The sequence below is a fragment of the Streptomyces sp. C36 genome (assembly GCF_040932295.1).
In the GTDB taxonomy this organism is placed as follows: Bacteria; Actinomycetota; Actinomycetes; order Streptomycetales; family Streptomycetaceae; genus Streptomyces; species Streptomyces triculaminicus.
In genome coordinates, this window is record NZ_JBFQGI010000001.1 from 499388 (window position 1) to 511251 (window position 11864).

The 11864-nt window shown below is 70.6% G+C and carries 8 protein-coding genes; 5 read left to right on the forward strand and 3 right to left on the reverse strand.

Features of this window, described 5'->3' with window-relative positions; all coding sequences use genetic code 11:
• Position 1 precedes the first annotated feature (1 nt).
• Both AB4K12_RS02130 and AB4K12_RS02135 read right to left on the reverse strand, forming a co-directional pair.
• On the reverse strand, positions 2-1975 hold the full coding sequence (locus tag AB4K12_RS02130; protein WP_368432492.1) for a transglycosylase domain-containing protein: 1974 nt from the start codon (positions 1973-1975) through the stop codon (positions 2-4).
• A gap of 171 nt (positions 1976-2146) precedes the next feature.
• Positions 2147-4177, reverse strand: coding sequence for a M6 family metalloprotease domain-containing protein (locus AB4K12_RS02135; protein WP_368432493.1), 2031 nt, complete (start codon positions 4175-4177; stop codon positions 2147-2149).
• Positions 4178-4482: 305 nt separating this feature from the next.
• Between AB4K12_RS02135 and AB4K12_RS02140 the strand changes: the two genes are divergently transcribed.
• The 4 genes from AB4K12_RS02140 to AB4K12_RS02155 all read left to right on the forward strand — a co-directional run bounded on the left by AB4K12_RS02140 (position 4483) and on the right by AB4K12_RS02155 (position 8760).
• Positions 4483-6165 (forward strand): cytochrome bc complex cytochrome b subunit, encoded by a 1683-nt coding sequence (locus AB4K12_RS02140; RefSeq protein ID WP_368432494.1) that lies wholly within the window; start codon positions 4483-4485, stop codon positions 6163-6165.
• 32 nt (positions 6166-6197) lie between these two features.
• Positions 6198-6506, forward strand: a complete 309-nt coding sequence (locus AB4K12_RS02145) for a hypothetical protein (RefSeq protein WP_368432495.1) — start codon at positions 6198-6200, stop codon at positions 6504-6506.
• Between the two features lie 133 nt (positions 6507-6639).
• The gene (locus AB4K12_RS02150; RefSeq protein WP_368432496.1) at positions 6640-7758 is read left to right on the forward strand and encodes a PP2C family protein-serine/threonine phosphatase; all 1119 of its coding nucleotides are present in this window, start codon (positions 6640-6642) and stop codon (positions 7756-7758) included.
• A gap of 69 nt (positions 7759-7827) precedes the next feature.
• Positions 7828-8760, forward strand: coding sequence for a MurR/RpiR family transcriptional regulator (locus AB4K12_RS02155; RefSeq protein WP_368432497.1), 933 nt, complete (start codon positions 7828-7830; stop codon positions 8758-8760).
• Positions 8761-9065: 305 nt separating this feature from the next.
• Here the strand turns inward: AB4K12_RS02155 and AB4K12_RS02160 are convergent, their stop codons facing one another.
• Complete coding sequence (locus AB4K12_RS02160) at positions 9066-9248, reverse strand: hypothetical protein (RefSeq protein WP_086566758.1); 183 nt, start codon at positions 9246-9248, stop codon at positions 9066-9068.
• Between the two features lie 281 nt (positions 9249-9529).
• On the opposite strand from AB4K12_RS02160, the gene AB4K12_RS02165 reads away from it, so the two are divergent.
• Entirely contained in the window at positions 9530-11587 is a 2058-nt protein-coding gene (locus AB4K12_RS02165) for a phosphocholine-specific phospholipase C (protein ID WP_368432498.1), read from the forward strand.
• Positions 11588-11864 lie beyond the last annotated feature (277 nt).

Sequence of the window (11864 nt, forward strand, 5' to 3'; positions counted from 1 at the left end):
GTCACCGGGCGCTCGTGTAGTCCGCCCAGATGCGGGCCGGGAAGGCGTTGCCGCGCTGGGTCGTGTCGCCGCCCACGTCCGACATGGGCAGCAGCCGAGGCTCGTCGGGCGAGGTGCGGAACATCATCACGGCGGTGGAGAGCTCGTCCGTGGCGCCCACGAACCACGCCGACCTCAGCCGGTCCTGATCACCCGTCCGGCCGGCCGCGAAGGGGCCGATGCGTTCGGCCGCGTCGGCGTCCATGTCGGCCGTGCTCTTCGTACCCGCCTCGCGCAGCGTGTCCGCGACCCGGTCCGCCACGTCCTTCTCCAGCGCCCGCCGGGGCTTCGCCCTGCTCTCGAACCCGCCGATGGACGTGCCGTCCTTGAGGAGCCTGGTCACGGAGTAGGGGTCGTTCTGCAGGCCGTGGCGGACGAAGGTGCCGTACGCCTCCGCCATGCGGATCGCGCTCGGCGTCGAGGTGCCGACGGGGAAGGTCTGCTCCAGCTCGGCCATGCTCTCCTTGAGCAGGCCGGTGTTGACGGCGGTCTCCCGCACCTTCTCCAGGCCGACGTCCCGGCCCAGCGTGACGTAGGTGGCGTTGCCGCCGGTCGTCAGGGCCTGGCGCAGCGTGGGGTGGGAGTCGTCGGGCCCGGCTCCGTCCGAGGCGGTGCGCAGTGCCCCGTCGTCCCCGTAGTAGGTGTCGGGCGACACGTCCTGCCGGCCGCCGTCGCCGCCGCGGGGGCGTGCGCCGTTCTCGAGGGCGGAGGCCAGCACGAAGGGCTTGAAGGCGGAGCCCACCGGCACGCCGGAGGTGTCGGCGTTGTTCGTGAAGTGCTTGGTGGCGTCGGGGCCGCCGTAGAGGGCGAGGATCGCCCCGTCGGAGGGGCGCACCGAGGCGGCTCCGACCTGGACGCCCTTGTCGGCCTCACGCTTGCCGGGGTCGATGTTCTTGCTGAGCACGCCCTCCACCGCGGTGCTCAGTGTGCGCATGCGGTTCTTGTCGAAGGTCGTGTAGATCTTGTAGCCGCCGTGGGCGAGTTCCTGGTCGGTGAGCAGGGTGCGCTGCTTGATGTATTTGTTGGCGACGTCGACGAGGTATCCGGTCTGGCCGCCGAGGTTGGTGGACGTGGACTGCTTGCGCGGCTCGGGGAACGTCCGGTAGGCGTCCCGGTCCGCCCGGGACATCAGGCCCACCTTGACCTGCCGGTCGAGGATCCACTTCCAGCGGTCCACCGCCCGGTCGTGGTTGCTCGCACCGGTGGAGGGGTCGTAGAGCTCGGCGCCCTTGAGGAGGGCGGCGAGCATGGCGCCCTGGCTCGGGTCGAGCTTCTTGGCGGGAATGCCGTAGTAGGCCTGCGCGGCGGCCTCGATTCCGTAGGCGCCGCGCCCGAACCAGCTGGTGTTGAGGTACCCCTGGAGGATCTCCTGCTTGCTCTTGGTCCGGTCGACCTTCAGGGAGATGACGAATTCCTTCACCTTCCGGGAGACGGTCTGCTCCTGGGAGAGGTAGGTGTTCTTCACGTACTGCTGCGTGATGGTCGAACCGCCCTGGGTCTCCTCACCCTGGACCGCGCTGGCGGCGGCCCGGACGATGCCCTGGAACGAGACGCCGGAATCCCGGTAGAAGCTCTCGTTCTCGGCGGCTATCACCGCGTTCTCGACGGAGTCCGGCACGTCCGACAGGCGGACGATATTGCGGTTGAGCGCTCCCAGGCTCACCATCTGGCTGCCGTCCGACCAGTAGTAGGTGTTGGCCTCCTGGCGGGCCGCCGCGTTCTCGTCGGGGATGTCGAACGCGGCGTAGGCCCACGCGAACAGGCCGGCCAGGCAGCCCACGCACAGCGTCACGACGCACAGGACCTGCCGCCAGGAGGGCAGCCAGCGTCGCAGCCGGCCTCGGCCGCGGCGTGGGTAGTCGATGAAGCGTTTGCGGGTCGTGGCGTCCTTCATGCGGTGCCGGCGGGGGCGTGGCGTGTTCCGGTGCTTGCTCAAGTGTCAGTCGCTCCTCGACGAGGGGGGCTCACGTGGGAAATCGGTGACACCGAGTAAGACGATCTTGAATGGGGTGGTGGTTGGCCGGTTCAGATGATCATTGTGTGACAGCTCCGTCACCTCGGGCCCCCGGCCGCGGTGCACGGCCGGGGGCCCGCGGGGTGATCCTCCTCACCTCCCGGATGCCGTGAGGGAGCAGGTGGCCTTGGCGGTGCGGTTCGGGTCGCTCTCCGAGCGCGCGGTGAGCGTGACCTTGCCGCCGCGGTCGGCGCCCGCCTTCGCGCTCACGGCGACGTCGACCGGGACCGAGGTGCCGGCGGCCGCGGTGGTGAGGCGGTTGGGCAGCCAGGCCGACCAGCCGCGCCCGGAGGCCTCGGCGGACAGGCGGTAGACGTCGGAGGAGGCGAGGGCGTCGCCCTGAGGGGCGGGCCCGCCGGTGTTGGCGAGCGCGAAGGTGCACAGGGCGCGGCCGTCCGCCGGCCTGCCCTTCGCCGAGCCCGGGCGGAGCGCGACCCCGCGCTCCTGCGGTCCCGCGCCGTCCAGCGACTTGACGCCGATGTCGTAGGAGAGGACGCCGGCGGCGTCGCGGCGCACGTTGAGGACGTAGAAGCGCAGCCGGTTGGCCTCGTCGACGTACTCGTAGGAGCTGCCGGAGTCGGCCCCGGCGTGGAAGAGGGCGTCGCTGAGCTGGCGGTAGTCACCCATGGTGATCTTCTGGCGGGTGCCGTCGGGGCGGGTGAAGTCGACCAGGCCGATGTCCTCCGGATGCGCGTCGATCACCCAGGCGAACGGGGCCCGGTCCGCGTTCTTGGTCTTGCTCAGCAGGACCCCGTGGTCGGGGGTGAAGGAGTCCATGCCCATGCGGTCGACGACCTCGACGGTGTAGTTGTCGTAGCCGCCGCCGTCGCACAGCGGGTCGGTGGTGCGGTCGCAGGCGGGGGACAGGTCGCGGCCCATGCCGACGTTGACGCCGGCGAGGCCCTGCTGCCCGGGCGGCGCGGAGCGGGCGGTGACGCGGGCGACGACGAGGCCGGAGGTCTTGAGGGCGTCGCGGTCGAGCCGCAGCACGTTCTTGTCGTCGACGATGCCCAGCTTCATCTTGTCCCGCAGGACGTGCTGGGAGCCCATGGAGCCGCCGGCCGCGGCGGGGATCCGCCAGCGGGTGTGGGGGCCTCCGGGGCCGTTGAAGGAGCCGCGCGAGAGCATGCTCCAGATGCCGGTGTAGGCCCGGCTGAGGGGCGTGCCGTAGGGGTTGTTGTAGTTGTCGCCGATGCCCAGGATGTGGCTGAGCTCGTGGGCGAACGTGGCCATGCCGGAGCTCTCGGCCTGGGTGGACGAGCCGTTCGCGGCGTTGGGCCAGATGCGGGCGGCCGCCTGCCAGGAGGTCCACGGCACGTAGCGCGTCGCGGCGGCGTTGCCCCCGGAGGGGATGGGGGAGGGCGGCCCCCACGCGGCCGGTACGTCCTGCGGGGAGGCGAACCTCATCTGCCCGAACTCCTGCCAGGCCGAGGACTCGTCCACGCCGGCGGTGAGGTAGAAGACGAAGTCGAACTCGCCTGTCTTGCCGGCGCCCACGTCGGCGACCCACGCGCGCTTGCCGTCGGCGCGGATGTCCTTGCCGCAGGTGTCGCCGCGCGGGCAGGCGCCGGGGTTCATACCGGGCTCGATGCCGTACTGGTACGACTTCCACGGCATGCGGTAGACGCCGAAGGCCGTCAGGTCGACGCCGACGCGACCGCCGGAGTCCTCCATCCAGTACTCGTTGATGGTGTGGCCGTGGTTGAGCGGGCCGGGCTTGTTGAGGAAGTCCCGGTAGAAGCCGGGCAGTCGCTCGCGGGGCACGTTCGAGGCGGCGGGCAGTGGATTGCCGAACCGGGCGGAGCCGGCCGGCTTGCTGACCGAGAACTCCTCGTCGGGGTAGTCCAGGAGGACCAGTGCGCCCTTGAACGTGCGCCGGGTGGGCTTGACGTCGGGGTTCGCCCAGTCGGTGCCGGGCACCGCGCGGTACTCGGCCCAGGTCATGTCGTCCGGATTGCGCCAGTGCTGAGGGTCGATCGGCTGGACGAGGGGCGGCCGGACCCGGGGGGCGACGTCCGGTGCGGCCCCGGCGGGGCCGGCCGCGACGGCGGCCAGGGTGCCGAAGAGCGCGGCGAGGACGCCCGTTCGGCGTAATCGGCGGGTGCCTCTGTGGCGGATGGACAAGGCTCACCTCTTGCCGGGAGTGGACGGATGGGGACATGACAAGCAAGGCGACGGCTGTGGCCCTCGCGGTCAAGGTAGGGCGGGGAGGGGGGTGACGCCAGAGTGCCTGCGGGACATTCCTGAGGCGACGTGAACCCGGCCCGCCGCCGCCTCCTCGCCCACTCCGACACTCTTCGCAAATCACGCATGCTGCGGCTGAAAGGGTGGAAGATGGGCCACGGCGTCAGAAATGGCGGTTTTCCCTAAATTCACTACGAAGGGGCAGGCAGGCAGATGCCGCCCATCAGGGTCCGGGAGCGCAGCGCATGACCAACACCCCACACACCACTGCGGCCGGACGGGGTTCCACCGCCCAGGCGTCGAGGGGGGAGAGGCTCGCGACCTGGGCCGACGGCCGTGTCGGCCTCTTCTCGCTCGCCAAGTCGAACCTGCGCAAGATCTTTCCCGACCACTGGTCCTTCATGCTGGGAGAGGTCGCCCTCTACTCGTTCCTCATCATCATCCTGACCGGCGTCTATCTGACGATGTGGTTCAAGCCCAGCATGGAGGAGGTGCGCTACATCGGGCCGTACGCGCCGCTCGAAGGCGTCCTGATGTCCCAGGCGTACAAGTCGACGGTCGACATCAGCTTCGACGTCAAGGGCGGGCTGCTGCTGCGTCAGCTGCACCACTGGGCGGCGCTCGTCTTCATCATGGCGATGCTGGTGCACATGATGCGCGTCTTCTTCACCGGCGCGTTCCGCAAGCCCCGCGAGCTCAACTGGCTCATCGGCGCGGGCCTGTTGATCCTCGGCATGTTCGACGGATTCATGGGCTACTCGCTCCCGGACGACCTGCTGTCCGGCACCGGCATCCGCTTCATGGAGGGCGCGATCCTCTCCCTGCCGATCGTGGGCACCTATCTGGTGTTCTTCATCTTCGGCGGCCAGTTCCCCGGCACCATCTGGGTGCCGCGCATGTTCACCGTCCACGTGCTGCTGATCCCCGGCATCATGCTGGGCCTGCTCGTCGCCCACCTGATCCTGGTCTTCTTCCACAAGCACACCCAGGGCTACGGGCCGGGCAGGACCAACAAGAACGTCGTCGGCATGCCCCTGATGCCGGTCTACATGGCCAAGGCGGGCGGCTTCTTCTTCCTCGTCACCGGCGTACTGGCCGTCTTCTCCGCCATCGCGCAGGTCAACCCGATCTGGTCGTACGGCCCCTACCGCCCGGACCAGGTCACCACCGACGCGCAGCCCGACTGGTACATGGGCTACTCCGAGGGCCTCATCCGCGTCATGCCCGGCTGGGAGATCAACTTCCTCGGACACACCCTGGTGCTGGGCGTGCTCATCCCGCTGATGGTCTTCCCCCTGATCCTGCTCGCGCTGTGGCTCTATCCCTTCTTCGAGGCCTGGCTCACCGGGGACCGGAGCGAGCACCACATCACCGAGCGGCCCCGCAACAACCCCAACCGCACCGCCTTCGGCGCGGCCTGGATCTCGGAGTACGCGCTCCTCCTGGTCGGAGGCGGCAACGACCTCTTCGCCACGCACTTCCATCTCTCGCTGAACGCCATCACCTGGACCGTGCGGGTCGGCTTCTTCGTCCTGCCCGTCCTCGTCTTCGTCATCACCAAGAGATGGTGCCTGGGGCTGCAACGCCGCGACCACGAGAAGGTGTTGCACGGGCGCGAGTCGGGAATCATCGTGCGCAAGCCCCACGGCGAGTTCGTGGAGGTCCACGAGCCGCTGACGCAGTCGAGCCTGTACTCGCTGACCGCCCACGAGCAGTACCGGCCCCTCGAGCTTCCGCCCGAGGTGGACGAGAACGGCATCCGCCGCAAGATCGGCTGGTCGCAGCGGATGCGGGCCCACCTGTCCAAGGCCTACTTCGGCGAGGGCGGGCAGTACCCGAAGCCCACACCGGCGGAGTACAGGGAGGCCCTGGCGGCCCACGGAGACCACGGCGCCGAGCACGCACCGGTCACCGAGCGCAGTCACTGACCCGCGACCCCCACTCCCCAGGGCGGTGATCCGTGAGACGTCTGGCGCGAGCCGGCCTGCGCCCGCCGGCGTTCGCCCGGCGCAGGCCCTACCCCTACGGGCTGCTGGTGCCGGTGGCCAACGTGGCGACGCGGACCGCCGCCGACGAGATCCGCCGGTTCCTCGGCGCCTGGCGGATCCGCTCCACGGTCGCCCCGTACACGCCCCGGCGCCGGCGGCGCGCCCCCGCCCCCTGGACGCTGCAGGTGCTGGTCTTCGCCGACGACGCGGGACGCGCCAGACGCCTGGTCAACGACTGGACCCTGCCGGCCGACGCGCCCGACCCGCGGCCGGAGCCCTGAGCCGGCGGGAATCCCGGCCGCCCGGCGGGATCCCACGGGCCCGGCGGCATTTCCCGCACCGGCGAGCGGCGGTGCGGGGCCGGTCGGACGCGCCGGAGGGGCAGCGGGAGGGCCGGGGCGGTAAGCAGGAGGGGTGAGCCTTCCCGAGCCTCTCCCTCGCCCCCGCAGGGCGGTGCGCTACCGACCCGCCCTGATCGCGGTGCCGCTCGGGCTGATCGCGGTGATCATGGTGCTCGACCTGGTGACCGGCCCGGACATCCACCTGGGGCCGCTGCTCGTGGCGGCGCCGGCGCTCACCGCCGCGTTCGCCGGCCCCCGGCTGACCGCCCTCGTCGGGGCGCTCGCCATCGCCGCCCAGATCATGCTCAGCATCCTCTTCGGCCGCCTGACGGTGCCGGACAACCAGGCGCAGACCGTCGCCCTCTTCCTGGCCACCCTCTTCATCGTGGTCTTCCGCGTCGTCCACGCCCGGCACGAGCAGGCCCTGGACCAGGTGCGCTCGGTGGCCGACGTCGCCCAGAAGGTCCTGCTCAGGCCGCTCCCCCCGCGCATCGGCCCGCTGACCATCGCGTCGGTGTACGTCGCCGCGGAGGCGGAGGCCCAGATCGGCGGCGACCTCTACGCGGCCGTGCGCACCCGGGACGGAACCCGGGTCCTGATCGGCGACGTGCGCGGCAAGGGGCTGACGGCCGTCGGCGACGCCGCCCTGCTGCTGGGCGCCTTCCGTGCCGCGGCGCATCGCTTCCCGCCCTTCCCCCGGCTGGTCGCCCACCTGCAGAACACCGTCTACTGGGACCTGGAGGGGCTGGTCGACGACGACGCGGCGGGGGAGAGCGCGGGGGAGAGCTTCGTGACCGCCCTGGTCCTGGAGATCCCGGACGACGACCCCTCGGTCCGTCTGATCAACTGCGGCCACCCGCCGCCCCTGCGCCTGCGCGACGGCGAGGTCGTCCCGCTGATGGTGCGCGAGATCGCCCTCCCGCTGGGCCTGACCGGCGACATCAAGGAGAGCGACTACAAGGCCGAGGACTTCTCCTACCGGGAGGACGACCTGCTCCTGCTGTACACGGACGGAGTCATCGAGGCCCGCGACTCCCGAGGAGTCTTCTACCCGCTCACCGAGCGCCTCGCCGCGTGGCGGGAGACCGACCCCCAGCGGCTGGTGAACCGCATCCACACGGACCTGCTCGCGCACACGGGCGGCGCCCTCGACGACGACGTCGCGCTGGTCGCCCTCAAGCGCCGGCCGTGACCGCCGGCCGGCGGGCCGCGGCGGCGCGTGGGCTATGTTGATCGGAATATGCGGGAAGGGGGCACAGCGGTGCCATCAGGGCAGCAACGGGCGCGGGCGCGGGCCTCCGCGATCACACCGGGAAAGCGGCGGTCCACGCAGGTCGAGCAGCTTCCCGCGGACAAGGTCCGGGCCCTGCTCGGCGGCCACCGGCCGTCCCCCGCGCAGCGGCGCATCGCGCAGTACATCGCCGACCACCTCACCGAGGCCGCCTTCCTGTCGATCACCGATCTCGCGGAGCGCGTGGGGGTCAGCCAGCCGTCGGTGACCCGTTTCGCGACCTCGCTGGGGTTCAGCGGCTATCCCGCGCTCCGGGAGGCGCTGCAGCCCATCGCGCTGAGCGCGGTCGCCGGCTCACCGGAGAGCGTCGCGCAGGAGGACCGCCGCAACGAGCTCCAGGCGGCCGTCGACGCCGAGATCGCGAACCTCGAGAGCCTGCGCCGCGTCCTCGCCGACCCCGACCAGGTCCTCGGCATCGGCCGGGAGCTGGCCCGGTCGGTCCCGCTGACGGTTCTGGGCCTGCGGATCTCGGTCTCGCTCGCGGAGTACTTCGCCTACGCGGCGAGCCGCATCCATCCGGACGTGCGCCTGGTCTCCCGGGGCGGGAGCGTGGCCTACGACGCGCTGCTGCAGTCGCGCGAGGCGGGCGGCACATGGGTGCTGGCCTTCGCCATGCCCCGGCACTCCAAGGAGACCCTGGCCGCCATACGGGCCGCGCGCAGCACCGGGCTGCGCGTCGCGCTGATCACGGACGTGACGCTCGGGCCGCTGGTGGAGGAGGCCGACGTGGCCTTCACTGCCGGGACCGGCTCGCGCCTGGTCTTCGACTCGTACGCGGCGCCAGGGGTGATCTCCGCGGCGATCCTGCAGGCGATGGCCGACGCCGACCCCGAGCGGACCCAGCTGCGGCTGGAGAAGTACGAGCAGGCGGCGGAGCAGCACGACTTCTTCCTCGGCCTCTGAGGAGCCCTGGCGGCTCGCGGGCCTTCCCGGGTCCGCAGATTTTCATGCCACTGAGTCGAATGAAATTTTTCATGCTCTTGCATACTCGGCAGTAAATATATTTACTGCATGTGGCGCCTGGGCCTGATGGGCTGAACCGGAATTGAGCGCTCGCGACGGCGAGCCCCGGTGCCGAGTGGCGAACGCCATGGGACGACCACCCTCCTCGTCGTCCCGGCGGTGTTCTCTTCGGGTCGTCCGCTCCCCTCGGACACCCCCGGCGGCCCCGGTCTACCCCTGGACCGGGACCGCCGGTTGCCACATCCTCAGCGGCGGGTGCTGCCCTGACGGGGTGCGGTCATGCCCTCGGGCGTCTCGTCCGCCGCCGGCGACTCGGCGTCCTGCCACTCCTGGGTGTGCGTCGGCCGTCCCGACCGCATCAGCTCCGCCACCTCCCTCTTGAGCTCGTCGTCCCGCTTGGCCCCGTGCTTGCTGTTCGCGCGCTCCATCGAACCTCCTTGTGCGACGCACCCCCGCATGCCTGTGGAGACGGGAGTGAGCACCCGAGTGCCCTCGCTCCGCCCACCCAAACCGGCGGGACGCCACTTCCGTGCCGACGTCACGACGCGTGCGCCCGCCCACCGGGCCGCGGTGTTCGTCACGGCGACCGTGTTCCTTCACTCGGACGACACCACCCCTTCCCCGGCACTGGCTCCTCTTGGAACGCTTGCCTGGCGCTACGCCAGTCAGTTCGGTCCCCGTCCCCAGACTCCAAGAGGTCTCCAGACTCATGGTTGAACTCAACCGTCGGCGCTTCCTCCAGATCGCCGGAGCGACCGCGGGCTTCGCGGCACTGTCGAACAGCATCGAGCGCGCCGCGGCCATCCCCGCCCGGCGCCGCTCCGGCGGCATCGACGACGTCGAGCACATCGTCGTCCTGATGCAGGAGAACCGCTCCTTCGACCACTACTTCGGCTCGCTCAAGGGGGTCCGCGGCTTCGGCGACCCCCGCCCGGTGACCCTGGGCAGCGGCAAGCCGGTCTGGCACCAGTCGGACGGCACCCGGGACGTGCTGCCCTACCGCCCCGACGCCGAGGACCTCGGCATGCGGTTCATCGCCGGCCTCAACCACGACTGGGCCGGCGGGCACAAGGCATGGAACCAGGGTAAGTACGACAAGTGGATCCCCGCCAAGTCGGCCGGCACCATGGCCCACCTGACGCGCGAGGACATCCCCTTCCACTACGCGCTCGCCGACGCCTTCACCGTCTGCGACGCCTACCACTGCTCCTTCATCGGCGCCACCGACCCCAACCGCTACTACCTGTGGACGGGCCACACCGGCAACGACGGCAAGGGCGGCGGCCCCGTGCTGGGCAACGAGGAGGCCGGGTACGACTGGACGACGTACCCGGAGCGGCTGGAGAAGGCCGGGATCTCGTGGAAGATCTACCAGGACGAGGGCGACGGCCTGGACCAGGCCGGCTCCTGGGGCTGGATCAAGGACGCCTACCGCGGCAACTACGGCGACAACTCCCTCCTCTACTTCAACAACTTCCGCAACGCCAAGCCCGGCGACCCCCTCCACGACAAGGCGCGCACCGGCACGAACGTCAAGAAGGGCGACGGCTACTTCGACATCCTCAAGGCCGACGTCATGGCCGGCCGGCTCCCGAAGATCTCCTGGATCGCCGCCCCCGAGGCCTTCTCCGAGCACCCCAACTGGCCGGTGAACTACGGCGCCTGGTACATCTCCCAGGTCCTGGACGCCCTCACCGCCAACCCCGAGGTGTGGAGCAGGACCGCGCTGTTCATCACCTACGACGAGAACGACGGCTACTTCGACCACGTACCGCCGCCCTTCCCGCCGGCCTCGGCCGCGCAGGGCCTGTCCACCGTCGACACCGCCCTCGACGTCTTCGGCGGCAACGGCCACTACTCCGCGGGCCCCTACGGGCTCGGCCAGCGCGTCCCCATGATCGTGGTCTCGCCCTGGAGCACCGGCGGCTTCGTCTGTTCCGAGGTCTTCGACCACACCTCCGTCATCCGCTTCATGGAGCGCCGCTTCGGCGTGCGCGAACCCAACATCTCGCCCTGGCGGCGCGCCGTCTGCGGCGACCTCACCTCGGCCTTCGACTTCCGCCTGCGCGATCCGGAGCCCGCCGAGCTGCCGGACACCGCGTCCTACGAGCCCAAGGACCGCGAGCGCCACCCCGACTACGTGCCGAAGCCGCCCGCCACCCCCTCCCTCCCCCAGCAGGAGAAGGGCACCAAGCGCACCCGGCCGCTGCGCTACGCGCCGCTGGTCGACGGCGCGGCGACGCCACGGACGGGCCGCTTCACGCTCACGTTCAGCGGCGGCGACCAGGCCGGAGCCTGCTTCACCGTCACCTCCGCCAACCGCACGGACGGCCCGTGGACGTACACCGCCGAGGCCGGCAAGAAGATCTCGGACACCTGGAACTCCGCCTACTCGAAGGGGCGGTACGACCTCTCGGCGCACGGCCCGAACGGCTTCCTGCGCGTGTTCCGGGGGACCGGTGACGCGGTCGGGCCGGAGGTGACGGCCCGTCATCTGACGGCGAGCGGAGGCCTGGAGCTGACCATGACCAACGCGGGCAGCGCCGCCTGCCATCTGACGGTCACCGACGCGTACGGCGCGAAGAAGGAGACCTTCACCGTCCCCGCGGGCGGACGCGTGGTGCGGGAGCTGGACCTGCGCCGCGGCAAGCGCTGGTACGACGTGTCGGTGGTGTCCGACGGGGACGGCGCGTTCCTGCGCCGCTTCGCCGGACATGTCGAGAACGGCGAACCGGGGGTGAGCGACCCCGCGATCGTCACGCGCTGACGGGCGGGGCGCGGTTCGGAGGGAGGGATTCCGGCCAGACCGGCCTGATCTCAACTCCCTTGTGGGGAAAGGGGCTTGGCGCGCTCGTCCGCTTTGCCGTCGTTCATTGGTGTTTGCATTTACGCAGGAGCGTTGCGTATGTCACACCTCCGGACGGGAGTTGAACTGAGCGCGTCAAGACTGACAGGGTTTTGAACACCCGGAACGGACCCCTTCGCTCCGGGTGCGTTGTGCGACAACGCGCAATTCCCCCCCACAACTTCGCATGGAGGAAACC

Coding starts and splice junctions, on each gene's coding strand:
- AB4K12_RS02140 (WP_368432494.1), top strand. CDS start 4,483: ATGACCAACACCCCACACACCACTGCGGCCGGACGGGGTTCCACCGCC.
- AB4K12_RS02160 (WP_086566758.1), bottom strand. CDS start 9,248: ATGGAGCGCGCGAACAGCAAGCACGGGGCCAAGCGGGACGACGAGCTC.
- AB4K12_RS02165 (WP_368432498.1), top strand. CDS start 9,530: ATGGTTGAACTCAACCGTCGGCGCTTCCTCCAGATCGCCGGAGCGACC.